The organism is Marinobacter sp. SS21 (genome assembly GCF_028369065.1).
Taxonomy (GTDB): Bacteria; Pseudomonadota; Gammaproteobacteria; order Pseudomonadales; family Oleiphilaceae; genus Marinobacter.
The window spans coordinates 96,934-121,649 of record NZ_JAQNDA010000011.1 but is presented as its reverse complement, the minus strand read 5'-3'; the positions used below and the strand labels follow the sequence as shown (position 1 = coordinate 121,649).

Genomic DNA, 24,716 nt, shown 5'->3' with positions numbered 1-24,716 from the left:
ACCCCGTAGGATGCGATGAGCAACGCGAATCGCATCACCGCGGCTACCGCCTTCCCAAAGCCGATCAGCCGTAGGGAATCAGAGACTCGCCATACAGGTGCAGCTCTTCCAGGACGTGCTGCTTGGCCGGGTCCAGTTCCGGGTCCGCCGCCAGGGTCTGCAGGCTCTGAAAGTAGCCTTCCAGCGAACGCCAGCCCGCTTTCGGCTGCATCAGCCGTTGTTGCCGAAACGATTCCCAGCGCTCCTGCTCTTCAGACATTAGGGTGTCCGGGTAATTGCGGGCGCGATAGCGGAACAGCATTTCCGACAGGCGATCATCGTCAAACCGGACGTCCTGCTCGCCCAACGACGCCACCGGCTGCTTCAGCACCCAGTTCAGTTTTTCGCGGTCGGTCTTGCTGATAAAGCCGCCTGCGTAGAGCTGCTCGTCGGGGTCGGTCAGCTCAGAGTCATGGGGCTGATCGAACGCCGCCGCGATCCGGGCTGGCAGGTCGGCGGCCTGACGCAGCTTGGTCAGGTTGGCCCTTAAGGTATCGCCATCGAGTTCCAGCGCCGCCAGCCGCTCGGCCGACAACGTTTTTAGCATGGTGGCCGGAGCCAGAACCGGACACTTGTTCAATTGAATGCCCTTCAGGGCGAAACGGGATCGCCCTTCCCCCAGCTCGGCCTGAGAGGTAAATACCCGCTCCCGGATTTCTTCCACCGACGCGTTGATCAGTTCGGTCGGGTCCTCCCGCAGGTCGTAGGCAATCACCAGATTCTTGTTGCTGGGATGCTCGGCCACCGGCGCTACCATCGCACAACAGCCTCGGCTTGCCGGATACTTTGAGGAGATGTGAAAGACCGGCTTCATACTCTGGGTATCCAGCAAGGCCCTCGCCGAATGCTTGTCCTTGTTGTTGAGCACGAAATCGAACAGCTTGGGCTGTTGCTCCCGGATCAGGCGGGCCACCGCAATAGTGGCCTCAACATCGGACATGGCGTCGTGGGCACTTTCGTGAGCGATGCCATTGGCCACGGTCAGTTCTTCCAGCCGGAAGCTGGGGCTGCCATCCTCTTTGGTGGGCCACTCGATACCTTCAGGGCGAAGGGCATAGGTCAGGCGAACCATGTCGATGATGTCCCAGCGCGAGTTGCCGTTTTGCCACTCCCGGGCGTAGGGGTCACGCAAATTGCGGTACAGGGTATGACGGGTTACCTCGTCATCGAACCGTAAGCTGTTGTAGCCCACCACACAGGTGCCCGGCTGGCTGAACGCCTCGTTGATCTGGGCAATGAATTCCGCCTCCGGGTAACCGTCGGTCATCGCCTTTTGTGGGGTGATCCCCGTAATCAGGCAGGCCTCGGGCGACGGCAGGTAATCGTCCGTCGGCTTACAGTAAATAACCAGAGGATCTTCGATGATGTTGAGGTTTTCGTCGGTACGAACCCCGGCAAACTGGGCCGGGTGGTCGTGGACCGGGTCCACGCCAAAGGTCTCATAATCGTGCCAGTAAAACGACCGTATCACTGCAAGGACTCCTGCACCTGTCCATAAATGTGGCATCGGCGCAGTCTAGCAGAAAGGGGCGGCGGATACCGGCCTGAGCTATGCCGGCCAGCATCCGCTTCGTTCCGATCGGCCTACCGGCCCGGCGGATCGGACTCAGAACACCCCCAGTCCGCGGTCGATGTACTCGGTGCGCACCCGAGGAATGCCGTTTTGCAACGTTTGCAGATCTATAGTCATCGCGGTGGGCAAGTTGAGGTGAACCCCCGGAGCGGCCGTCACCGTCCGGCTACCGTCCAGGCTTTGCCAATCCACCGCCTGTTCCTGAAACGCCAGGAAGAAGTCCTTCGCAAAGCCCACGGTGCCGTCACCGTTATCCGCCCCAACCTCAAAGGTCTTCAGGTTGGTTAGTGGCGCGCACTGGACACCACTGGCGCAATCGGTGGTGGCGCCGGCCAAGCCCACGTGGGTGGCCTGGTAGTTTGTGGCCGCCGTGGTGGCGTCGTAGAGGGTGGCCGCAGCCGCGGTGCCGCTGGCGTCCTCCAGCTGCAGCCCCAGGTGGCCGGAAAAGCTGGCCATTTCTCCGGACAATGTACCCCGGGCCTGACCGAGCCCGAGGCGGAATCCCACAACTTCATCGTTGACTTGCGCCAATTCGAAGTACGGGTTCGCCGCCTCGAAAGGCACAATGTCGCCAACGGCGTAGGTTTGCCCGTCCAGCTGAACCCGGGATTCATCCTCGGATATATGCCCCAGTGACAACTGGTTCACAGCAAGGTCCGTTCCAGCAGCCGTCTCGCCAATGGCGAGCGCATTCACATTGGTTTGGACAGCAACGTCCATCCCCATGGTGATACGCGTGAAATGCTGACTGCCCCCCATTACCTGATCTACCGCAATCATCGCCTGTCCCTGAACCGCGCCCATCTCCGTATCGGAAATAGGTTGCAGTTCGGCCCGGACATCCTGTGTTCCAGCCAGGCACAAGGTGACAAGGACCGCGCTTCCTATCGCATTCCTGGTCATGGTGTTGATGTGTCTCTGATCGATTCTGTTTATACCGGCGCCCGCAACATCCGTCCCCCGCCAAGCGGGCTGCACGGGTACACCGGTGGTCTCTGATGGCTGGCCGCCGAGTTCGAATGCTCGGTTTGCTGATGCCCTGGGTTCTGGTGCTCAAGGTCATCACGCTTGGTCTGGCCAACCGCGGCGATTTGTTATGTGTCGCTTTGTTACGTTTTGTTGCCGCAGCGCCACTATAATCAAGTCGCTGCGACCAATTGAGTGAGGCCGGTCACATCCGGCCATTACAAAAGCGTTAACCCCGACGGTTTATGATCCAGGTCTCATTCCCTTGGGATCTACTGGTAGATGACAGCCCCCGAAAAACAGACACCGGCCGACTCTCTGCACGACTGCTATACTGCTAGCCAAAACAACATGATCGCTGCGATGCCTTTGAACCAGGCCGCCCCGTTGATATGAGCGCCCGCCGGTATGACCCTTCGAGTCCTGATTTGTGATGACTCCGCCCTGGCCAGAAAACAAATGGCCCGCGCCCTCCCCAAACAGTGGACGCCCGACATCGGCTTTGCCGAACACGGCCGACAAGCCCTGGACATGCTTCGCGACAGTGCCTGGGATGTGCTGTTTCTCGATCTCAACATGCCGGAAATGGATGGTTACTCGGTGCTTCGCACCATTACCAAGGAAGATTTGCCCGTGATGACTATCGTGGTGTCCGGTGATGTGCAGCCACAGGCGCAGGCGCGGGTACTGAAGATGGGCGCACTGGGCTTCATTCGAAAGCCCACACAGCCAGAGCAGGTGGAAGCCCTGTTGCGGGAGTACGGCATACTCCGGGACGAAGATGGCGAATGGAACGACAAAGGCGAAGCCAAGGCCAAAGCCGCGAGTTTGCCCACGTCGGAGACGACGGAGCCCGGCGCCGTCGGATGCCAGGAATTCCTCCAGGAAATCGCCAACGTCGCCATGGGCCAGGCATCGGACCTTATGGCGCGTCTGTTAAACGCCTTCGTCAAGCTGCCGGTACCCAAGGTGGCCAAGCTGGCGCGGTCAGAGCTCTATATGGCCATCTCCGCTGCGGACAATCGGGCGGCCTATTCCGCCGTCTGCCAGGGATTTACCGGCGCCGGGGTGGCGGGCGAAGCCCTACTGCTCTTCACCGATGCTCACGTCCGGGATCTGGCCACGTTGCTGGGGTACGATCAAGAGGACTCCGGAGAAGTCGAGCTTGAAGTGCTGATGGACCTGTCGAGCATTTTGTTCGGCGCTTTCATCAAGAGCTTCGGCGACCAGCTGAACCTGAAACTGTCCCTGGGACACCCCTCCGTTCTCGGCCAGCATCAGCCGGTGGCGGCCTTGCTGGAGCATCATGGTGGGCGGCAGGAAGAACTGCAGTGCATCGAGATCCGCTATGAAATCGAGGGGCACCAGACCCAGTGCGACCTGTTGGTGGTACTGACCGAGGATTCGATCCCCCACCTGGAACAGCAGTTACAATTTTTAGTGGAGTAGCCCCATGAGTTCAGAGGACGCGGATCTGCATGCCTTCCACTGGTTGGTGGATATGGTGGAATCGGTGGAAGTGGGTCTGGTGGTGCTGGATCTCGATCATCGGGTCCAGGCCTGGAACGGGTTTATGGAGAATCACAGCGGACTGACCGCCAGCCGTGTGCACAACCGCAATCTGTTCGACCTGTTTCCCGAGCTGCCGAAGGCCTGGCTGGTCCGCAAGATCAACACCGTGGCCACGCTGAATACCCGTACCTTCACCTCATGGGAACAGCGTCCCTGGGTCTTTCGCTTTCGCAATACCCGGCCCGTCACCGGCATTGAAGAGTATATGTTCCAGAACCTGACCATCAGCCCACTGAATGGCACTGACGGCTCGGTGGAGAAGGTCTGCCTGACGGTCTATGACGTCACGGACATGGCTTCCAGCAAGCGGGCGCTGGAACAGGCCAATGAACAGTTGCTGCGGTTAAGCGTCACCGACCGCGCCACCGGTTTGTTCAACCGCGTGGCCTGGGAAAACCTGCTGGACGCCGAATACGAACGCTATTTCCGTTACGGCCACCACGCAGCAGTGGCCCTGCTGGACATCGACCACTTCAAAACCATCAACGATACCCATGGCCACTTACGTGGCGATGAAGTCATTCTGAAAACCGCCCAGACCATTCGGGAGAAGCTGCGCCAGGCGGACCGTCCCGGACGCTTCGGTGGTGACGAATTTGGCATTATCCTGCCGGAAACCGATGCCAAAGGGGCTCTCTGCATTTGCGAACGAATCCGGGACAGCCTGGCCCAGTTCTCCTTGGATGCCCCGAGCGGCGCCATCCAGATCACCGTCAGCATTGGTGTTGCCGTACTGACTGAAAGCGCTCAAAACTGTCAGCAATGGCTCAAGCAGGCCGACAGTGCCCTATACCAGGCCAAGGAAGCCGGGCGGAACCAGGTGGTCGTATACAGCTGAGATCATCGCGGTTTCAGATCAGCCTCAACTGTTATATTATAACAATTCAGCCACCCACCGCTCCAAAGGCAGAACCCGTGCAGCGCGCCATTCCCACCAACCTGATACTTGGCTTTCTCGGCGTCGGCAAGACCACCGCGATCCGTCACCTGTTGCAGCTCAAGCCCGCCCATGAATCCTGGGCCATTCTGGTCAACGAATTTGGTGAAGTCGGTATCGACGGAGCCTTGCTGTCCGATCAAAACGCCGTAGTGCGGGAAATACCCGGAGGCTGCATGTGCTGCGTGGCCGGACTGCCCATGCAGATCGGACTGAACCGGCTGATCCACCAGGCCAGGCCAGACCGCTTGCTGATTGAGCCCACCGGGCTGGGCCATCCAAGCCAGATCATCCAGACCCTGACCAACGAACACTACCGGGATGTGCTGACGCTTGGCCCCGTCATCGGCCTGGTGGACCCCCGCAGGCTGGCCGACCCGCGGGTGCTGGAGAATGAGCAATTTCGGGATCAGGCTGCCACCGCCGACATCCTGGTCGCCAACAAGACGGACCTATGCTCGGCCGGGGAACTGCACCACTTTGACGCCTGGGCCCAGGGTTTCAGGCCCACCAAAAGGGCCATCCACCACACCCGGAACGGCCAGCTGCAACTGGCCTGGCTAGAGGGCCATCACGCCGGCACCGACCCCAGCCCGCCTGACAGCCACCACCGGCCCCACCATCACGAGGAGCCTCTTGCGCCGCCAGTGTCCGTGGAGGATCAACCCTGGCAGCAGGTCAGCAATAAGGGGCTTGGCCACTTCAGTCTCGGTTGGCGGCTGCACCCCCGCTTCACCTTCCCGGAAACGGAGCTGCTGGCGCTGACCGCGGGGTTACCGGTTCTCCGCATCAAAGGGGTGATTCATACCACCTCCGGCTGGCGCGCCATTAACGTCGCGGACGATACCGTCTCGATCACTTCCGCCAGCCGCCAGGAGGTATCGCGATTGGAGATCATCAGCCCGGAACCGCTGCCCTCAGAGGCACTGGATGAGCGATTGCGGCAGCTGGCCCATCGGCCGGGGTAGCCCCCTTATCCCAGCAGCTCCTGAATCAGCTCACGGTATCGCCGGCCAAGCCGGGACAACCGCCACGCCTCAGGAACCGCCGGAGCCTCATTGCCTGCCATTAGCTGAATCAGGGTGATCGCTGCGCCTTGCGACTCCTGTTCAACGTCGTCATCAAACCGGGTGTACCGCTGTGCCTGGGGCACATACTCCGGGTAAGCCAAACGATCCGGTGCCAGGGCCAGGCAACCGGAGGCCATGGCCTCCAGCATCGACAATCCCTGAAAGTCATGAAGTGCGGTGGAAACCACCACGTCCGCCTGGTTGAGCAGGCGGTCGTAGCCGTCCCGATTGTCCAGGAAACCCCATTGCTCAATCTGCGCGGCAAATTCCTCGCGGATCCGTGCAAATTCCGGTGGCTGCCGACGGAACTGCTCCCCCACCACACTGAGCCGGAAGCGCTGGCCCTCGTAGCGCAGCTGCCGGAGCAGTGCCAGCAGCCGTTCTGGGCCCTTGTCGTACTCCCAGCGATGGTTCCACACCAGATGGGGAACCGCCCGATTCAGCGGCACCGTTCGGGCCTGGAACAAGCGATCCTCAATGGGCACCGGCAGTACGGTGGATTTGGCCCGCAAGGCGTCCACCACCCCGGCTGGCACGGCGTCCGGCAACTTGGCCAGCAACGCCGAGGTGGCCTCCAGAAAGCTTTGCCGATTCCAATGACTGTTGAAGGCGATTCGGTTCGCGGCGATGGCGCTGTACACATTGACCAGCTGCGGATCGATGCTGTCGTGCTGCTGGCGAGAGCGGGGATAGGCAAACTGGTTTTCGTGCATATACAGCAGCACCGGTACCGACGCCAGCTGGGGATGGCAGCCCTTGAGCGTGGCCAGATCCACCATGGAGGTCACCACCAGTAGATCCCAGGGTTGCCGCAACTCCGGTGTATTCAGCCAACTCAGGGCATTGCCACGGATGCGCCAACGGAAGTAACGCGGCGGCAGGCTCACCACCTGCCAGTCGTACTGGGGTTGACTGGCCACCAACTGCTCCCGCCAACGACGGTGGCTACCAACATCGTAGGCGGACAGGATCAGGATGCGGGGACGGGGGGACGCGCACATGGGGCGCTATCCTCCCTTATTCGTTATTGGAAAGCCAGACGCTCTGGTACCGCCTCAGGGTCAGCTTGCCGGTCAGGTCCACCCACTGATCGGTGCCGATGAGGTTGATATCATCCAAGGCCGGCTGCCGTAGTTCGTTACTGATACGGCGCCGTCCAGATCCGAGAACACCACTGGCCGCAGCCAACTCACAACAGCGACTCCCCCTTCGCCAGGGTCAACCCATGGTTTTCGTTGACGTCGATCACCCAATCGGCGCGGCTGGGCATCTCGATCAGCGTTCGCCGGGTGATGCGCTCGTAGTGCATGATGAACCACGCCACCTGGTCGTCGGTCATGATCCGCGGGGGCTTGGCTTCCACCACTGGCTCATCGCTCCGCTCTGGTGCGTCGTCGAGTCGGCGAGCCAGCTTGTGCTCCTGCAAGGTTCGCCAGCGCAGGACGCACGCCATCGACGGCGCCCGTAACATGATCAGCCGGTCCAGCTGGCTGAAAAACTGGGCGTAGTCGGTGTCCAGTCGGTGATTCACATACCGTCGCCAGACCCCATCCGGGTCATCCCGGCGTTCCAGCTCATTCTGCGGCGCCATCAGTTTTTGGGGGTCGGTTTCAGGCCGCGCGCCCAGGCACCAGCCTTCCACCAGGACAATGGCAGCGACTCCAGAGAACCGGGGCCATTGCGCCTCAGGAACCCGATCATCTCGGGCCTTGTCAAAGAAGGGAATTGCCACCTCGCTGTCCGCAGACGCCTTGACCAGTTGATCAATGAGCCGCTGGCCCAGGTCCAGATCGTGGGTGCCCGGCACGCCCCGGGTCCTCAGCAGCGGGTGTACCGTCTCCGCCAGGCGCTGGCGCTCGGCCTGGGTCAGGTAAATATCATCCAGTGAGAAGCTTGAGCAGGCGCAATTCAGATGCTCAGTGAGCAGGCTCTGCAGGAACAGGGTCAAGGTGGATTTCCCGGTTCCCTGGGCGCCATGGATGCCTACCAGCAGCGTCCTTCCGGCTGCCCGCTGGCGGCGCTGAAGTTCCCGGGCCAGCGGCAGGATAATGGTCATCGCTGTGTCCCGATAGGTCGACGGCAGCCGCTCTTGGGCAAGCAGCTCGTCGATCACGGCGGAGATAGCCCGGTCTGACACGTCATTGGCTCCAGCTTCTGATGGAAGGTAGGCAGGCTGCCTCAGTCATTACAGCAGAATCCGTACCTTCTGGTAGAAATTCAGAAGGATAAAAAAGACCGCGAACATGAAATGTTTGTGCCCCTTGGGCACCTTTGAGAGACTAATAACCCATCCACAGCGCCGTGACAGCCGCTACGCCGCCCGTTTACAAGGTTCCAATCGCCGTCTATGCACCAAGATTCCGTCCGCATCGAACATCGCTACCTGGAGCTGCCGGACAGCTTTTACACCCGGGTGAAACCAACGCCGTTACGGGATGGCAAACTGGTCTGCTTTAACCATGAATTGGCTGAGATCATGGGCTTTCACACCGAGTCCCCCGAGGACTGGACCGCAGTCGGTGAGGGGCGGGAGCTGCTGGAGGGCATGGACCCGGTGGCGATGAAATACACCGGCCATCAATTCGGGGTCTACAATCCCGAGCTGGGGGATGGCCGCGGGCTGTTGCTGTGGGAAACGGTGGGGCCGGACGGCCAGCACTGGGACTGGCACCTCAAAGGCGCCGGCACCACGCCCTATTCCCGCTTTGGCGATGGTCGCGCCGTGCTTCGCTCAACCGTGAGGGAATACCTCTGCAGCGAGGCCATGCAGGCCCTGGGCATTCCCACCACCCGGGCACTGTTCATGATCAGCGCCAGGGACCCGGTGCAACGGGAAAGCATCGAAACCGCCGCCACACTGGTGCGCGTCGCCCAGACCCACATCCGTTTCGGCCACTTCGAGTTTGCCGCCTATCACGAAGGCGAGGAGGCACTGCGTACCCTGATCGACCACACCATCGCCCTGCACTTCCCCGAGTTGATCCCGGTGCCGGACGACGACCGTTACAGGCTGTGGCTGGAAGAGGTGGTTGCCCGCACCGGTCGCCTGATCGCCCAGTGGCAGGCGGTAGGCTTCTGCCATGGCGTGATGAACAGCGACAACATGTCCATCATCGGCGATACCTTCGACTACGGCCCTTACGCCTTCCTGGACGATTTCGACGCCGGCCACATCTGCAACCATTCCGACCAGGGTGGCCGCTACGCCTACAACCAGCAACCGCAAATAGGCTTCATTAACTGCCAGTACCTGGCCAGGGCGCTGGCGCCGGTCATGGACGAGGACGACCTGCGCCGGGCCCTGCGACGCTACGAAACCGCCTATAACGACAGCTTCCTGGCCAATATGCGCGCCAAACTCGGCCTGGCCATTGCCGAGCACGACGACATTGAGCTGATCATGGAGACCTTCAACCTGCTCCACGAATTCCGCGTCGACTTCACCCGCTTCTTCCGCGGCCTGTCCACCCTGCCCTCCAGAGGCGAAGCCCCGGTACGGGATCTGTTCGTGGATCGCAGCGTGGCCGACGCCTGGCTGGCCCGCTATCAGACCCGGTTGAGCCGCGAGACAAGGTCGGATGATGAACGGGAGGCGGCCATGTGCCGGGTGAACCCCAAGTACGTGCTGCGCAACTACCTGGCGCAACAGGTGATTCAGGAAGCCCAGAATGGCGACTACGAGCCCATGCAAAAGCTGCTGAAAGTCTTGAAGCGGCCGTTCGATGAGCAGCCGGAGCACGAGGAGTACGCGGCGTTACCGCCGGATTGGGGCAAGCATTTGAATATCAGTTGTTCGTCCTAGACGAATCTAAAGAGAAACAAAAGGCGAATAAAAAGGAGTCAGAACCTCCGAATAAAAAGGGGTCAGAACTTCAGTTCTGACCCCTTTTTATTCGCCGACCCTTTTTGCTTCATCGCCGGCATTTAAAAGAAATTACACCGCCTTGGCCGCGATGATCTTTTCCTGCCACTCCTGCGGACCGGTCTGGTGCACGGAAGTACCGTTGGAGTCCACCGCTACAGTGACCGGCATGTCTTCCACTTCAAACTCGTAGATGGCTTCCATACCCAGTTCCGGGAAGGCCACTACTTCGGCCTGCTTGATGGCCTTGGACACCAGGTAGGCGGAACCGCCCACCGCCATCAGGTAGACCGCCCCGAATTCCTTGATGGCGTCGATGGCGATCTGGCCACGCTCGGCTTTACCGATCATGCCGGTCAGGCCGGTTTTCTCCAGCATGGTGTGGGTGAACTTGTCCATGCGGGTGGCGGTGGTGGGACCGGCCGGGCCAACCACTTCTTCACGCACCGGATCCACCGGGCCCACGTAATAGATGAAACGGCCTTTCAGATCCACCGGCAGTTCTTCGCCCTGGGCGATCATGTCCACCATCTTCTTGTGGGCGGCGTCACGGCCGGTGAGCATCTTGCCGGACAGCAGCACGGTTTCACCCGGCTGCCATTCCTTCACGTCTTCCGGAGTTACCGTGTCCAGGTTGACACGACGCACGCTGTCGCCCACTTCCCAGGTAATTTCCGGCCAGTCTTCCAGGCTCGGTGGGGTTTGCAGGGACGGGCCGGAACCATCCAGCACGAAATGGGCGTGGCGGGTAGCGGCACAGTTCGGGATAATGGCCACCGGCTTGTTGGCCGCGTGGGTCGGGTAGTCTTTCACCTTAACATCCAGAACCGTGGTCAGGCCGCCCAGGCCCTGAGCACCGATGCCAAGATCGTTGACCTTCTCGAACAGCTCCAGGCGCAGCTCTTCGGCACGGTTGGACGCACCGCGCTCCTGCAGATCCTGAATGTCGATCGGGTCCAGCAGGGCTTCCTTCGCCAATTCCATCGCCTTCTCCGCGGTCCCGCCGATGCCGATACCCAGCATGCCCGGCGGGCACCAGCCCGCGCCCATCTGCGGCACCATTTTCAGCACCCAGTCCACAATGGAATCGGACGGATTCAGCATCGCAAACTTGGACTTGGCTTCGGAGCCGCCGCCCTTGGCCGCCACGTGTACTTCCACCTTGTCGCCAGGGACCAGCTTGTAGTGGATGATGGCCGGAGTGTTGTCCTTGGTGTTGGCTCGCGCACCATCCGGGTCCGCCAGCACGGACGCCCGCAGCACGTTGTCGGGGTGGGTGTAGGCGCGACGTACGCCCTCGTTGATGACGTCGTCCAGCGGCAGGCTGCAGTCCCACTGCACATTCATACCCACATTCACGAAAACGGTAACGATGCCGGTATCCTGACAGATCGGACGGTGGCCCATGGCACACATCCGGGAATTGATCAGGATTTGCGCCATGGCATCTTTCGCCGCCTGGGACTCTTCCTTCTTATAAGCCTCGTAGACGGCCTGGATGAAGTCTTTCGGATGGTAATAAGAGATGTATTGCAGCGCGTCCGCTACGCTCTCAATCAAGTCGTCCTGGCGGATTACGGTCGTCATAGGCGTCTCATCGGATTGAATGATTTGAGTAGGAGAAGAGAGGACCCGCGCCATCTTTGGCGGCGTCCGGAAAAAACGGGCTCCAAGTTTACCAGCCAGCCGCGGCTTTAAACAGATGCACAAAACGCGACCAGGGACGAATGGCGATTAGCCAGCTATCAATTTTGCATTCAAACACCCGTTTAAGGTTAAATCCCAACATAACCGACAACAGGAGTGCCCCCGTGACCAACCTCGTTCTCACCGAACAGCAAGGCCAAGTGCTGATTGTTCGCATCAACCGTCTGGACCGTAAAAACGCCCTCACTCACGACATGTACACGGCCCTGGGCGACGCCCTGACCGCCGCTGAACAGGACAGTTCAATTCGCTGCGTACTGTTTACCGGCAGCAACGATTGCTTCACCGCCGGCAATGACCTGAGCGATTTTGCCGAGGGTCTCCCGGAAGCCTTTGAGCACACCCCGGTTGGCCGCTTCCTGATCCTGCTGGCCAGCGCTACCAAGCCGGTGGTTGCAGCGGTCAATGGCCCGGCGGTTGGCATCGGCACCACCATGCTGCTGCATTGTGATTTCGTGTATGCCGGCGCCAACGCCCGCTTCCAGATGCCGTTCGTCAACCTGGGACTCTGCCCCGAGGGCGGCTCCAGTCTCCTGCTGCCAACCTGGATTGGTCGTGCCCGGGCAGCGGAACTGCTGATGCTCGGCGGCGCCTTCTCGGCAGAGGATGCCGACCGGCTCGGCTTGATCAATCGCATCTGCGATCCGGAGCAGACCGAAGCCGAGGCGCTGGACACCTGCAATCGGCTTGCCGCCCAGGCACCGGCGGCCATCCGGGCCACCAAGGCACTGCTTAACCGCCCTAATAAGGAAACCCTGCTCGACACCCTGAAAGCCGAGGGCGCCCTGTTCAGCGAACGGTTGCAGTCGCCAGAAGCCGCCGAAGCCTTCATGGCGTTCAGGGAAAAGCGGAAACCGGACTTTACCCACTTCGACTGATCCAATTGCAACGGTTTGTTACGAGGAGCCTGCAGAGCTAGCTGCGGGCTCGACAAACCCCCGCCCGCCATCTATTTTCCATGAATGTAAGTCTCGATTACCGGATTGGGAAGAATCACACTTTAGAGCGATCAACAGTATCCGCCCACTTTCGATATAGTCAGACTGACAGAAAGTGGCAGTTAGCGCTGACCCAAAGAATCAGACAAAACCGATTGCTGACATTCGGCTTACCGGTCTCCACCGGCCCCGTTAGCGATCGACTATAACGACACAACAACAGGAAAAGGTTCCACCCATGTTCAAAAAAAACCTTCTAAGTCTTGCCGTGGCCTCCACCGTTGGGCTGACCGGTTGTTTCGGCGATGCCCAAACTGGGGCGAACGCAGATCCGGACTACAAGATCAACAACCCCGCGATCGATGGCAAAACCTGGCCGATCTTCAATCCGATCACCAGTGAGCTACCGATCCCGAATGATTTGATCTTTGACTCAGAGCAGGGTGACGGAACCTTCGGTGTGCCCGACAGCTCACCACCTGTAACCACCGCACTCAACGAGCTAAGTGGTGCCTCCACCGTGGCGCCGGCGGTGATCCAGTTCAACGGCCAGATTGATGCCAGCACGGTGGTTGCGGGTCAGACCGTGTTCCTTCTGGAACTGGAATACGCCAGTGGCGATCCTGTGCAGGGTCTGGCCAATAGCGAACCCCCCACCGTAGGCGGCCTGCCTTCTGTTCGCGCCGACGTGGAAACCCTGGACGGCACATCAGCCATTCGTCTGCTGCCGCTGGAGCCCCTGAATCCGCGTAAGCGCTACATTGTGGTGGTGACCACCGACGTCACCGACATCAACGGCGACGCCATTATCCAGTCGCCCACCTACGCCGGCCTCACCGACGAAACCCAGCCGCTGGCCAGCTCAGCCCTGGCGCCGGTTCGCTCCATCATCAACAATCTTTGGGAAGCCGTGGCTGGCGCCGCACTGGGGCTGACCGACGACCAGATCGCCATCAGTTACAGCTTCACCACCTCCAATGACGAGAAGGTGCTGCAGTATATTGCGGAACCGGCGGCGTGGTTTGCCGACCAATTGGGCACCTTCCTGAAGGTCAGTGCCGCCAGCGCAGCCGTTGAGGCTGGCGCGGGCGACTTCGCCACCGTCAATGTCGCCGTCACCGCAACCGTGGATGGTTTCCCGTCCGCAGAACTTCAGGCAGCGCTGTCTCCAATCTTTGATGCCGCACCGCCCGCCGGTTGTGCGAGCCTGACTGGCCAAACGGCCATCAACTGTGTGGGCATTGCGCTGGCCGGTAACTTCGATGCCTTGCTGCCGAATCAGTCCAACCGGAACGCTTCCGACATCACCCTGGATCTGGCATCCACCAAACCGGTGACCCTGCTGTCAGCTCCGACCAGCAGCGTACTGACCGCCGTTGGCGCGAGCTCAACCGACGTCCTGGCCGTCGAGGGCACGATCAACCTGCCCTACTATCTGGGCAACTCGTCATCCACGGTACTGACCAACTCCTGGGTGGCGGATGATGACCTGGCAACGGCACTGAATACCGCGTTTGCGGGGCTGGGACTCGCCATTCCGCAAGCCGACCCCAGCGTATCCACTGCCGTAAACTATGTATTCCCGTTCCCGAAACAGCGGTCTGAAGAAGCCGTGCCCTTGCTGGCGCTGTACCCTTCAGATGGCGATATTTCCGGCGTTGTCGTCTATCAACACGGCATCACCACGGATCGCAGCGCCATGTTGACCTTCGGCACCGCGCTGGCTGCAAACGGCTACGCGGTCTTTGGTATTGATCTGCCACTGCACGGGATCGGCGCCTTTACCGAGAGCGAACAACTAGCTTTGGCCGACCAACTGCTGGCTGGGGCGGGCTTAGAAGTAAATGACACGAATCGACAAGCCCTGATCAATGCCCAGCTGTCTCTTGGTTTGCTAGCCCAACTGCGAGCCGCTCCTTGCCCACTCAGTGCAGATGACGCGACCGCCATATCTGAAGTACTTGGAGGCGCATGTGGGGCCGAAGCGGCAACCAGCATGGGAGGACTCCTTTCTATTGAGAGCACAGCAGTAAATGCTGGAAGCACGGTTCCAGGCATCTCGGCTCAGGTGGAAAGCGAACGCCACTTTGGCTTCTATGCTCCGGTACCGGGCACTGTCGCGCCGATTGACTACGAAAACGGCGCAGGAGATTCCGGCAGCCTGTTCCTAAACCTCAGTAATTTCCTAAACACCCGTGACAACATCCGCCAGGGCTCCGTGGATCTGATGAACCTCAGGGCCAGCTTGCCGGGCCTTACTCTGCCGGACATCACCGGCAACCCATCATTCGCCATCGATGCGGCGCCGTCCACCTACTTCGTCGGCCACTCATTCGGCACCATCACCGGCACCCCATTCGTCGCTGCGGTTAATGCCAACCAGCTGGCCGGACTGGATACTACGGTGGGCGTAAACGACATCAATGCCGCCAGCCTGTTAACGCCCGGTGGTAACATCGCCGGTATGGCACAAAATTCACCGGCCTTTGCACCGGCCATCTTCCTCGGCCTGCAGCAAGCCGCCGGTCTGGAACAGGGTGATGCCAGTCTGGAAACCTACTTCAATGTGTTCCAGGGTGCCCTCGACACCGCCGATCCGATCAATTTCGTGGACAACCTCAGTGGCCAGAGCGACCAGATCCTGCTGTCTCAGGTCAATGGTGATACGGTACTGCCCAACGCTGCTGACGACGACGCCTGGGGCGTCCCGGCGCTGTCTGGCGTGTTCAACGCGGAAGTGGGTGGCGTGGTAGTGCCGGTGTCGATTGACAGCTTCAACGCACCGCTGGCGGGTACCCAGCCGCTGACTCTTGGGCTGACCAACATCACCGAGTACGCGGATGGCAACCATGGCACCCCGGTGTCTGCTGATCCGGCTTCGGCATTTGGCCAGATGGTCACCGAGACCATTACGCTGTTCATGACCAACCCCTAAGGCTTGCCTAAAAACCAACAAAAAACCCCGGCCTCGCCGGGGTTTTTTGTTGGTTTTTTTTTCAGATTCGCATGACACGGCCGCAAACCCCCTTCGGTTGACCGATGCGGTTCGCAACGCGAACCGTATCCTACGGAATCTGCTCGCCCTCCAGGTCTTCATTGTCAGCTCCCAGGGTGCGACCGATGTACCCACTCTCACACGGCGTTTTTTCAAACTTGATGGGGTGGCCGATCTGTTTTTGGGTCCGCCCATCCGGCTTGGCCACGTCGATCACCATGTCCCGGGCTTTCAGCTGGGGATGCTGAGCCGCTTCCGTGATGGTTAGTACGGGCTCCACACAGGCGTCCTGCTCGGCGAAGATGGCCTGCCATTGTGCCAGGGACTTTTGGCCAATGGCGGTTTTCAGGGCCTCTTTCAGCGCTTGCTGATGCTCCGGGTTCTGGCTCAGACCGTAGCTTTGCAGGTCCGGGCGCTCGATCACGGCACAGAGCCGGGCGAGGAATTGCGGTTCGAGACTTCCCACCGACAGCCAGCGGCCATCCGCAGTCTGGTAGTAATCGTAGAAGCTACCGCCATTGAGCAGCGCCCCCTCCGGTTGCTGTTCCGCCCCACCGGCCAGGCAGGCCGCTCCGGCCATGGCGTTGAGGGCGAAGGCGGCGTCGGTCATGCTGATGTCCACATACTGCCCTTCCCCGGTGTGCTGGCGATGGATGACCGCCGCCAGAATTCCCATCACCGCATGGTGGGAGCCGCCGGCCACGTCCGCCACCTGAATGCCAAGCGGCGGCGGCCCACCGTCCTGGCGTCCACAGTGACTGCTGACGCCGGCAATGGAGAGGTAATTGATGTCATGTCCGGCCCGGTCCTTATAAGGGCCGGTCTGGCCATAACCGGTGATGGCGCAGTAAATCAGCCGCGGGTTGATGGCTTTCAGGACGTCATAGCCAATCCCCAGACGGTCCATGACCCCGGGCCGGAACTGTTCGATAACGATGTCGTACTCCAGGACCAGCTTCTTGACGATCTCAGCGCTGCCCGGAGCCTTCAGATTCAGGCCCAGAGAGCGTTTGCCCCGATTGAGGTAAGTGTGGGCGGTACTGACGCCGTCGTCGTGAGGCGGCATCACCCGGGTCAGATCCAGGCGGTCGGGTGCCTCCACGCGCAAGACATCAGCCCCCATGTCCGCCAACATCATGGTGGCATAGGGACCAGGCAGGAGGGTGCTGAAATCCAGCACCTTGAGTTGCTGAAGGGGGCCGGGCATAAAATCTCCTCGAATTGTTGTCAGGCGGGATCAGTGGTCCCTGCGATGCTGACCGGTTTTGCCTTCCAGGCCAACGGTGGCGAACGCCATTTCAATTAGCCATTTCTGCCAGCCTTGCCAGTTGCAATGTACCTACACCGCCTTATGATGGGCTTCGTCACTCCATTCGGACCCCAAAATGTCAGAGCTGACCGTATCCCGACACTTTGTCCAGGCCGCCCTGTCCGGTGCCGAACGGGCCGGATTCGATACCGGCGACATGCTACGTCAGGCCGGTATTTCGCCGGACCTGCTACGCATTGAAAAGGCCCGCGTCAACAGCACCCAGTATAGCCGGCTGATGCAGGCGATCTGGGCAGGAATGCAAGACGAGTTCATGGGCATGGGCCCTCGCCGCTGCTGGCCCGGCACCTTTGCCACCATGTGCGCCCTGGTGATCGACTGCGCTACGCTGGAAGCAGTCTATGAACGGGCCTACCAATTCTCGCGACTGTTCGAACCCACGGTGTGCATGGGACTGGATTCGTCCGGCAAACAGGCTCGCCTGGTCACTCTGATCGAAGGCGATATCCACGACCCGATGTATTTCCTGCGGGAAAGCATTCTGGTGATCTGGCACCGGCTGGGCTGCTGGCTTATCGGTCAGCCGGTGGAACTGGAGAAGGCGTCGTTCAACTACCCTCGGCCCGAGCATGGCGACGAGTACCGGCACATCTTTCACTGCCCGCTGACCTTTGAGGCCGAGGAAACCAGCCTGAGCTTCGACAAACGCTTCCTGTCGGCTCCAGTGATTCGGGACAAGGCCGAAATGGTGCAGTTTCTGAAGACGTCACCCGCCGATCTGCTCTCAAGACCGGATGAAAGCAACACCTACACAGGGCGGATACGGACGCTGATTGGTCGGGACTTTTCCAAGCCGTTGCCGGATTTCGAGTGGATTGCAGCAGAGCTTCACACCAGCCCGCAAACCCTGCGGCGCAGGCTGAAGCAGGAAAACACCTCGTTTCAGGAAATCAAGGACCTGCTCCGGCGAGACCTGGCAATCTACCTGCTCAGCCGCCAGGACCTGCCCATCAACGACATCGCCCACCGGGTCGGCTTCACGGAGCCCTCCACCTTCCACCGGGCGTTCAAGAAATGGACGGGCGTCACCCCCGGCGCTTATCGGGACGGCGACCGGGGCTGAAGCGTTACCCCGGATTCTGCAGAGTCTTGATCAGCCGACCCAAGGTACGGGCTGCGTCCCGGGTCTTCTCGCGGTCATGACCTAGCTGGATCAGCCGCGACCCGTCCCGGGGATCGTAGATCCAGCAGGTCTGGGTCGCCGGCTCGCAGTCCCAGTGCACCACGGGGTTCACCCCGTACACGGGCAATGCCTCGGTGGACACCTGGCGAGGTCCGGCAGAGCGCGGGGCTGCGGATTGCTGTATCCGAATCTCGCCATTGCCCGCGGCCACCTTGTATTGAATATCCGGAGGGGAGCCGTCCAACACCGCGCCTCGACTCTGCCGCCAGCCGTTCAGTTCCAACAGGCTGTTGATATGAATGGTCAAGGCACTGGCATCGGAATTGGTCAGGTACAGCCGGCGCAAACTCTGCAGGGACTCGTCACCGGCGGGTTCAATCACCGCCACTGGTTCACCGCTTGCAGACGCATCGATACCGTTGCTGGTCGCCCGCTGCGCTTTCTCAAGTTCGGTAATTAGCTGGAGGGCCGCGTTGTAGTGCCGCGCCTCGGCACCACTGGCTGCGATGTACTGCTCCAACGCGGAACGGGCTTCGTTGTAATGCCCGGCTTCAAACATCACACGGCCGCGATAGTAGAGATAATCCGCCGGCTTGTCAGCTTCCAGCGCCTGCAGGCGATTCAGGTACTCACCCGCCTCGCCCCACTTTTGCTCCGACACCGCGGCCTCGGTCGCCAGCATCAACCGTCGCACCTCATGTTCCGGAGGCAGCGCCGCCACGCCGGTCACCCAGAGAACCGACGCCAGCACCGCCCCCTGGAAGAAAGTTCGGACTGCATTGTTGGTCACCGACATACGGCTTTCTCCATTGAATCTTGCAGGTTATTTTTCTTCGACGGCTTCCGGTTGCTCGCGTTCCATGGAACTGGCTTCATCACGGCGTAACGGCGCTTCGTCGTCGCCGGCATCAACATCGACTTCGGCCTGGTCGAGAATGGACTTCGGCAGCTCTTTTTTAACACGAACCCCCAACTCGACAAAGCGATTGGCCTGGGACACCAGGTTGCCACGACCGCGGGTTAACGTGTTCATCGCCCCATCGTATGTGCCCTGCGCCGTCTGCAACTGACCGCCCAATTTTTCCATGGCTTCCACAAACACCCGCAGCTTGTCATACACCGCACCGGCCCGGTCGGCTATGCGCCGGGCGTTCTGGCTCTGGCGCTCGTAGCGCCAGATGTTCTCGATGGTGCGCAGTGTCGCCAGCAAGGTGGTGGGAGTGACCACGATAATCTTTCGCTCAAAGGCTTCTGCGAACAGGTTCTCGTCCTGCTGGAATGCCGCCACAAAGGCCGGCTCGATGGGCATGAACAGCAGCACAAAATCCGGCGAGTGCAGGCCGTTGAGCTGACTGTAGTCCTTCTCGCTCAGGGCGCGGATATGGGCGCGCACCGCCTCGACGTGGGTCTTCAGTGCATCGGCCCGCAAGCCCTCGTCCTCTTCCGTCACCCACTGCTGGTACGCCACCAGGGAGACCTTGGAGTCGACGACCAGGTTGCGACTGTCCGGCAAATGGACGATGACATCCGGGCGCAATAGGTTGCCGTCGCCGTCCCGGTAACTGCCCTGGGTTTCGTACTCGATGCCCTTGCGCAGTCCGGAACGTTCCAATACCCGCTCAAGGATCAGTTCGCCCCAGTTGCCCTGAATTTTCTTGTCGCCCTTCAGCGCCTTGGTCAGATTCGCCGCCTCTTCGGTAATCTGACGATTGAGCTCCTGCAGAGATTTGATTTCGGAACGCAGCGCCTGGCGGTCCTTGGTCTCGGTGGTGTAGACATCCTCGACCCGCTTGCGGAAGTCCTGGAGCTGGTCCCGGAACGGGTTGAGCAAGGTGTCCAGACTGGAGCGGGTTTGCTGGCTGAAACGCTCGTTCTTCTGCTCGAAGATCTTGTTGGCCAGGTTTTCGAACTCTTGTTTCAATGCGTCACGATTGCGCTCCAGCAGCTCCAGCTTCTCGTTCGCGACGCGCTGTTCCTTCGCCATCACCGCCTCACTTTCCCGCAGCCGGGCGCGATGGTCATGGAGTTCCTGTGCCAGCTGATCCGCCTTGGCCTGCAATGCCGCCCGTTCAGATTCCAGCTGCTGGAGCCGCTCCGCCCGGGCCCGGCCCTCGGCATCCAGCGCGGCGTTTCTGCTTTCCAGCCCGCCCACCTGGTCCCGGATGGATGCCCGCTCGCCTTCCAGCTCCGCCAACCGGTCTTTCAGCTCGTCCCGTTGACTGGCGATCTGTTCCGCCTGTTGGGCTTGCAACGCCTGCTGGTAATCCTGGTCGCGCACTTGCTGTTGGGCCTCATCCAGGGACTGCGTCAACCACTGAACCTGACGGCGGCCCCTCAAATACAGAAAAGACATCAACATCAAGCCGGCCAGCAGGGTAATCAGCAGGGCCACCGCCACAGGCGGATCGGACAAAAGCCGTTGGGTAAAGTCGGGCACGTAACACTCCTGGAAAATGGTGGATATCATCCTTCGCTGCAAGTTTAACGTATCCGGTACGCTGCTGAATAACCCGTCCCCTCTCAAGTCGCGGCTGTTCATAGCCGAAGCGTTGGTAAAACAGCGAAATTCAGCCGCTGGAAGCCGCTGAAACCAGGGCCCGAGCGTTTTCAAACTGGACTGCGCAGTCTCTATGGGCTAGAAAGTGAGTTATGTGATGGGCAAAAATACAAGCAATGTTCTGCCACCTGGACTGGGAAGCCCAGCGCGGGGCACCACCCAGGGACAGGTATTCAAAAACCACAGGACATTCAGATGCTGAAACGACTCTGGCGAAAGACCTTGGATCATCCCGCCCTCAGCACCCGCAACGAGGCCAGGGAGCGCCAGGTTCGCCTGCTCCCCCACCTCACCCACACTGGTGAGTTCCATCTCGACCGCCTGACCCGATTACTCACCGACCGTTATAGCCTATCCCTGGAATCCAGCGGAGACGACGCCATCCGCCAGCTGATTCAGTATGCGGCCCGGGTCCAGGACAAGGACGTTCAGCGCGAGCTGCTGCTGTTTTACCTCAACTGCTCTCCGGTCATTCAGGATTACCTGCGATCCGGGGATATTTTCGGCAACGACCACTTCCTGAGCAGACGCCACCCCCCTTCCGCAGACCCGAACGGACTCGATTAAGACGTCGTTGAGCAATTTCCGGCCTTCCTTAATCTTCGGTAAAGCATCGATCAGGCCGAGTGTTGTATACTCACGCGCAATACTGTGCGCACCGAGGAATCGCCAGGGAATCAGGTAGGTGCCTGCGTTTTGTTGGCAGTTTGGAAAAAGACCTGAAGAAGTCTTCCCACTGCAAATCCAGAGGTTCTGAATGTTTTTTCGATGGTTTCAACCGGGGTATTCAATCGCCGCTCTACTGCTCGCGGTCATCGCGTTGTCAGGCTGCGCCAGCGATCGCTTTTTCTTGATTCCCAAGGAGGACATCCGGCAACTGGACTCCGCCATGTCCGAGCAGCGTTTGGGCCTGAACTCACTGCTGTCCACCTCGGTGGAACGCCACGACACCCTGATTCGGCAAAGCCGGTCTGACACCGATCTGATCCTCGCTGCCATCGAGGAGAAAGTGGAAAAACCCAGCTGCCCGCGGTTACCGGCACCGGTGGTCTGCGAGGCCATCACCCAAACGCCCGAAAACACCGAGCGCGAAGGCTATGCCAATCGGCTGGCCGGTAAGCTGGTGGTCGGTGAACGCGAGCGTTTCTATCTTGTTGGCCCAGGCTTCGTGTACGTTGCGCGTATCGACAGCGGCGCCGAGACATCGTCGTTGGATGCACGCAATATCCGCCGTTTCGAACGGAATGGCCAGAACTGGGTCCGCTTTGACGTGCCGGTTCCCAATTCGGACGGGCAGTATCGGACGCTCGAACGCGAGATCGTCAGGAATGTTCGTATTATCCAGTCCAACGTCGAGGAATACGAACGCAGGGCGGTGATCGAATTGCAGTTTGCCATTGGCAATCACCGGCAAAAAGCGGAGTTCACCCTGACAGATCGAGAACACCTCTCCAATACCGTCCTGATCGGCCGCAACATCCTCCGGGACGTCATGTTGATCGATGTCGGCAAGGAGTTCGCTACCGAACTGCCGGCGTCCCTGCTGTCGGGTAAGGATTCAAGCCAGTGACCTCCCGCTCGCCGTTTTTCTTTGCCATCTTCCTGCTGATCACCGCCGGGCTCGCCCTGGCGGTTTTGCGTCATGTCGAACTCGGCATTCCCTGGTTTGAAGGGGAACAACACCCGGTCTGGCTGGTCGAGGCCCGTATCGATTTCCAGGCCGAGAACCGACCGGTGATGGCCAGCCTGAACATTCCGGACCAGCCACCCGGATTTCAGTTGCTGACCGAGCAAGCCGCCTCCCCTGGTTACGGTTTTTCAATCATTGAAGAAAGCGGCAATCGTCGCGCCGAGTGGTCCAAGCGCTATGCGTCCGGCGCACAAACCCTGTACTTCAAGGTTCAGCTGGTGTCGGATGACAGCGTCGGAGGCCCCATCCCCAAACGACCACCCGAGGCGGAGCGAATGTTCTGGGAGGAGCCCCAGGCTACGGCTGTCCGCGAGGTGCTGCAGCAGGCACGGGAAAGGTCCAGCAGCCCCGAGAGCCTGACCCGCGAGCTGATCAAGCTGATGCAACCGGAGAACCCGCAGCAGAACACCACCCTGCTGGTCTCGGGCACCAATTATGTAGAACTGCTCACCCGCATGCTCAATCACGCCGGCATTCCCGCCCGCATTGCCGACGGCCTTCAGCTGGAGGATGCTCGCCGCCGACAACGGCTGAAGCCCTTCCTGCAGATCTACGACGGCGAACAATGGCTCACCTTCAACCCTCACACAGGCACCCAGGGACTGCCTGAGAACGTCGTGCTGTGGCGGCAAGCCGCCGTTTCCCTGCTTGACGTGGTCGGTGGCAGCGAATCCCAGGTGACCTTCTCCATGCTCAGGCAAACGGTCCCGGCGCTTGAGTTGGCAAGGGCGCAGGCCAACGAGAATGGTTTGGGCTTTATCAGCCTCTACCAGCTACCGATTGAAGAACAAGGCATGTTTCGCATGCTGTTACTGCTGCCACTCGGCGCCATGATCGTTGCCTTTATGCGGATCGTGATCGGCATTCGGACATCCGGCACATTCATGCCGGTGCTGATTGCCGTCGCCTTTGTGCAAACCTCCCTGATCCCGGGCCTGGTGGCGTTCATTTCCGTGGTTTCCCTGGGCCTGTTGATGCGCGGCTACCTATCCGCGTTGAACCTGTTGCTGGTCTCGCGGATATCCGCGCTGATCATCCTGGTTATCTTCATTACCACCGGCATCAGCATTGTCGGCTATCAAATGGGTTTCAATACCGGCATGACAGTGACCTTCTTCCCGATGATTATTCTGGCCTGGACCATCGAACGGATGTCCATTCTGTGGGAGGAAGAAGGTCCCCGGGAAGTGGTCATACAGGGCTTTGGCAGTCTGTTTGTGGCCGTGTGCGCCTATCTGGCAATGAGCGCCCCACTGGCCGGCCACCTGACTTTCAACTTCCCCGAACTGCACCTGGTCATCCTCGGCCTGATCCTGCTGATGGGCCAGTACACTGGCTACAAACTGAGTGAGCTGCGCCGCTTTCACCCGATGAAGGCCTATGATCAATGAACTGGATCTCGCCCCTGCGCCTTCACCGGGCAGGCATTCTCAGCATGAACCGGCGCAACGTGGACTACATCGGCCGTTACAATGACCGGTCGTCCTACCCTCTGGTGGACAACAAGCTGAAGACCAAGCTGCTGGCAGCAGAGTATGAGGTGCAGACGCCCAAGCTACTGCAGGTCGTACGGCAGCAGCACGAGATTAGCCATTTCCGCGAACTGGTCGAGGAGCTTGACGGCTTCGCCATCAAACCGGCCAAGGGCTCCGGCGGCAAAGGCATTACGGTGATTACCCGCCGGGAGGAAGACCGCTACATCAAGGCCTCTGGCGCCTCGGTCAGCCTTGGTTTTCTCGAGCGCCACTTGTCCAACATCCTCGCCGGCCTCTACTCCCTGGGCGGCACCCCCGATGTGGCCATTGTCGAGGACTTAGTGCAACCATCGGCATCGCTGGCCAAATATTCTTTCCAGGGCGTACCCGACATTCGCATCGTGGTGTTCCAGGGCTACCCGGTGATGGCGATGCTGCGATTGGCCACCACCGATTCGGACGGTAAGGCGAATCTTCACCAGGGCGCCGTGGGTGTCGGGCTGGACATTGGCACCGGGCACAGCCTGAATGCGGTGCAGTTCAACCGCACCATTACCCTGCACCCGGACACCGGATTGCCCTTGAGCGACCTCAGGATCGACGACTGGAACCACATGTTGGTGATGGCGTCCCGGTGCTACGAGGCGACCGGCCTGGGCTACATGGGCGTGGATCTGGTGGTGGATGCCAAAGCCGGACCCCTGTTGTTGGAACTGAACGCCCGCCCCGGGCTGGCGATCCAGATGGCCAACGGCCGTGGGCTGCTGACCCGGCTGCGCACCATTGAGAAACTGAAGCGCCCCCACTTTACCCCGGAAGGCCGGGTGTCCTACGCCATGGAGATGTTTGGCCAGTAGCTGTTCCAGAACACGCCCACAGCCC

20 protein-coding genes are annotated in these 24,716 nt (G+C 60.2%); 12 read left to right on the top strand and 8 right to left on the bottom strand.

The features are described 5' to 3' along the window. Positions 1-64: 64 nt before the first annotated feature. The gene (sbcB, locus tag N6L25_RS14800) at positions 65-1,510 is read right to left on the bottom strand and encodes an exodeoxyribonuclease I (RefSeq protein WP_271981756.1); all 1,446 of its coding nucleotides are present in this window, start codon (positions 1,508-1,510) and stop codon (positions 65-67) included. A gap of 135 nt (positions 1,511-1,645) precedes the next feature. Continuing rightward, positions 1,646-2,260, bottom strand: a complete 615-nt coding sequence (locus N6L25_RS14795; RefSeq protein WP_271981754.1) for a hypothetical protein — start codon at positions 2,258-2,260, stop codon at positions 1,646-1,648. A gap of 93 nt (positions 2,261-2,353) precedes the next feature. Between N6L25_RS14795 and N6L25_RS14790 the strand changes: the two genes are divergently transcribed. The 4 genes from N6L25_RS14790 to N6L25_RS14775 all read left to right on the top strand — a co-directional run bounded on the left by N6L25_RS14790 (position 2,354) and on the right by N6L25_RS14775 (position 6,055). Continuing rightward, positions 2,354-2,611 carry a hypothetical protein gene (locus tag N6L25_RS14790; RefSeq protein WP_271981752.1) on the top strand — a complete coding sequence of 86 codons (258 nt, stop codon included), beginning with the start codon at positions 2,354-2,356 and terminating at the stop codon, positions 2,609-2,611. A 375-nt stretch (positions 2,612-2,986) separates the two neighbouring features. Beyond that, positions 2,987-4,027, top strand: coding sequence for a response regulator (locus N6L25_RS14785; RefSeq protein WP_271981750.1), 1,041 nt, complete (start codon positions 2,987-2,989; stop codon positions 4,025-4,027). A gap of 4 nt (positions 4,028-4,031) precedes the next feature. After that, positions 4,032-4,988: a sensor domain-containing diguanylate cyclase gene (locus N6L25_RS14780; protein ID WP_271981748.1), complete on the top strand. Its 957-nt coding sequence runs from the start codon at positions 4,032-4,034 to the stop codon at positions 4,986-4,988. Between the two features lie 77 nt (positions 4,989-5,065). Next, positions 5,066-6,055, top strand: coding sequence for a CobW family GTP-binding protein (locus tag N6L25_RS14775; protein ID WP_271981746.1), 990 nt, complete (start codon positions 5,066-5,068; stop codon positions 6,053-6,055). 5 nt (positions 6,056-6,060) lie between these two features. Here the strand turns inward: N6L25_RS14775 and N6L25_RS14770 are convergent, their stop codons facing one another. Both N6L25_RS14770 and N6L25_RS14765 read right to left on the bottom strand, forming a co-directional pair. Then, on the bottom strand, positions 6,061-7,158 hold the full coding sequence (locus tag N6L25_RS14770; protein ID WP_271981744.1) for a tRNA-queuosine alpha-mannosyltransferase domain-containing protein: 1,098 nt from the start codon (positions 7,156-7,158) through the stop codon (positions 6,061-6,063). A gap of 188 nt (positions 7,159-7,346) precedes the next feature. Then, positions 7,347-8,294: a hypothetical protein gene (locus N6L25_RS14765; protein ID WP_271981742.1), complete on the bottom strand. Its 948-nt coding sequence runs from the start codon at positions 8,292-8,294 to the stop codon at positions 7,347-7,349. A gap of 210 nt (positions 8,295-8,504) precedes the next feature. Here N6L25_RS14765 and N6L25_RS14760 point away from each other — a divergent pair, with 210 nt between their 5' ends. Then, on the top strand, positions 8,505-9,959 hold the full coding sequence (locus N6L25_RS14760) for a protein adenylyltransferase SelO (RefSeq protein WP_271981740.1): 1,455 nt from the start codon (positions 8,505-8,507) through the stop codon (positions 9,957-9,959). A gap of 132 nt (positions 9,960-10,091) precedes the next feature. Here N6L25_RS14760 and N6L25_RS14755 read toward each other — a convergent pair whose 3' ends face one another. Beyond that, the gene (locus N6L25_RS14755) at positions 10,092-11,606 is read right to left on the bottom strand and encodes a fumarate hydratase (RefSeq protein WP_271981738.1); all 1,515 of its coding nucleotides are present in this window, start codon (positions 11,604-11,606) and stop codon (positions 10,092-10,094) included. A gap of 224 nt (positions 11,607-11,830) precedes the next feature. On the opposite strand from N6L25_RS14755, the gene N6L25_RS14750 reads away from it, so the two are divergent. Together N6L25_RS14750 and N6L25_RS14745 are read left to right on the top strand one after the other, a co-directional pair. Then, positions 11,831-12,604: an enoyl-CoA hydratase gene (locus N6L25_RS14750; RefSeq protein ID WP_271981737.1), complete on the top strand. Its 774-nt coding sequence runs from the start codon at positions 11,831-11,833 to the stop codon at positions 12,602-12,604. 298 nt (positions 12,605-12,902) lie between these two features. After that, positions 12,903-15,599, top strand: a complete 2,697-nt coding sequence (locus tag N6L25_RS14745; protein ID WP_271981735.1) for a hypothetical protein — start codon at positions 12,903-12,905, stop codon at positions 15,597-15,599. A gap of 130 nt (positions 15,600-15,729) precedes the next feature. On the opposite strand, the gene N6L25_RS14740 is transcribed toward N6L25_RS14745, so the two are convergent. Further along, the gene (locus N6L25_RS14740) at positions 15,730-16,866 is read right to left on the bottom strand and encodes a CaiB/BaiF CoA transferase family protein (protein WP_271981734.1); all 1,137 of its coding nucleotides are present in this window, start codon (positions 16,864-16,866) and stop codon (positions 15,730-15,732) included. A 178-nt stretch (positions 16,867-17,044) separates the two neighbouring features. On the opposite strand from N6L25_RS14740, the gene N6L25_RS14735 reads away from it, so the two are divergent. Further along, the gene (locus N6L25_RS14735) at positions 17,045-18,052 is read left to right on the top strand and encodes an AraC family transcriptional regulator (RefSeq protein ID WP_271981731.1); all 1,008 of its coding nucleotides are present in this window, start codon (positions 17,045-17,047) and stop codon (positions 18,050-18,052) included. Between the two features lie 4 nt (positions 18,053-18,056). Here N6L25_RS14735 and N6L25_RS14730 read toward each other — a convergent pair whose 3' ends face one another. Continuing rightward, a complete protein-coding gene (locus N6L25_RS14730) occupies positions 18,057-18,908 on the bottom strand; it encodes a tetratricopeptide repeat protein (protein WP_271981729.1) in 852 nt (283 codons plus the stop codon). Between the two features lie 27 nt (positions 18,909-18,935). Continuing rightward, the gene (rmuC, locus tag N6L25_RS14725; RefSeq protein WP_271981727.1) at positions 18,936-20,549 is read right to left on the bottom strand and encodes a DNA recombination protein RmuC; all 1,614 of its coding nucleotides are present in this window, start codon (positions 20,547-20,549) and stop codon (positions 18,936-18,938) included. 315 nt (positions 20,550-20,864) lie between these two features. Here rmuC and N6L25_RS14720 point away from each other — a divergent pair, with 315 nt between their 5' ends. The 4 genes from N6L25_RS14720 (at position 20,865) to N6L25_RS14705 (ending at position 24,691) form a co-directional block, all read left to right on the top strand. After that, positions 20,865-21,236: a hypothetical protein gene (locus N6L25_RS14720; RefSeq protein WP_271981725.1), complete on the top strand. Its 372-nt coding sequence runs from the start codon at positions 20,865-20,867 to the stop codon at positions 21,234-21,236. A 190-nt stretch (positions 21,237-21,426) separates the two neighbouring features. Beyond that, entirely contained in the window at positions 21,427-22,239 is an 813-nt protein-coding gene (locus tag N6L25_RS14715) for an ATP-dependent zinc protease family protein (protein WP_271981723.1), read from the top strand. Beyond that, positions 22,236-23,750, top strand: coding sequence for an inactive transglutaminase family protein (locus tag N6L25_RS14710; RefSeq protein ID WP_271981721.1), 1,515 nt, complete (start codon positions 22,236-22,238; stop codon positions 23,748-23,750). Before N6L25_RS14715 ends, N6L25_RS14710 begins: the two co-directional genes overlap by 4 nt. Then, positions 23,747-24,691, top strand: a complete 945-nt coding sequence (locus N6L25_RS14705) for an alpha-L-glutamate ligase-like protein (protein ID WP_271981719.1) — start codon at positions 23,747-23,749, stop codon at positions 24,689-24,691. The genes N6L25_RS14710 and N6L25_RS14705 overlap by 4 nt, the downstream gene beginning before the upstream one ends. Positions 24,692-24,716 lie beyond the last annotated feature (25 nt).

Coding starts and splice junctions, on each gene's coding strand:
- N6L25_RS14790 (WP_271981752.1), top strand. CDS start 2,354: ATGCTGACTGCCCCCCATTACCTGATCTACCGCAATCATCGCCTGTCC.
- N6L25_RS14785 (WP_271981750.1), top strand. CDS start 2,987: ATGACCCTTCGAGTCCTGATTTGTGATGACTCCGCCCTGGCCAGAAAA.
- N6L25_RS14780 (WP_271981748.1), top strand. CDS start 4,032: ATGAGTTCAGAGGACGCGGATCTGCATGCCTTCCACTGGTTGGTGGAT.
- N6L25_RS14770 (WP_271981744.1), bottom strand. CDS start 7,158: ATGTGCGCGTCCCCCCGTCCCCGCATCCTGATCCTGTCCGCCTACGAT.
- N6L25_RS14760 (WP_271981740.1), top strand. CDS start 8,505: ATGCACCAAGATTCCGTCCGCATCGAACATCGCTACCTGGAGCTGCCG.
- N6L25_RS14755 (WP_271981738.1), bottom strand. CDS start 11,606: ATGACGACCGTAATCCGCCAGGACGACTTGATTGAGAGCGTAGCGGAC.
- N6L25_RS14745 (WP_271981735.1), top strand. CDS start 12,903: ATGTTCAAAAAAAACCTTCTAAGTCTTGCCGTGGCCTCCACCGTTGGG.
- N6L25_RS14740 (WP_271981734.1), bottom strand. CDS start 16,866: ATGCCCGGCCCCCTTCAGCAACTCAAGGTGCTGGATTTCAGCACCCTC.
- N6L25_RS14735 (WP_271981731.1), top strand. CDS start 17,045: ATGTCAGAGCTGACCGTATCCCGACACTTTGTCCAGGCCGCCCTGTCC.
- N6L25_RS14730 (WP_271981729.1), bottom strand. CDS start 18,908: ATGTCGGTGACCAACAATGCAGTCCGAACTTTCTTCCAGGGGGCGGTG.
- N6L25_RS14720 (WP_271981725.1), top strand. CDS start 20,865: ATGCTGAAACGACTCTGGCGAAAGACCTTGGATCATCCCGCCCTCAGC.
- N6L25_RS14715 (WP_271981723.1), top strand. CDS start 21,427: ATGTTTTTTCGATGGTTTCAACCGGGGTATTCAATCGCCGCTCTACTG.
- N6L25_RS14705 (WP_271981719.1), top strand. CDS start 23,747: ATGAACTGGATCTCGCCCCTGCGCCTTCACCGGGCAGGCATTCTCAGC.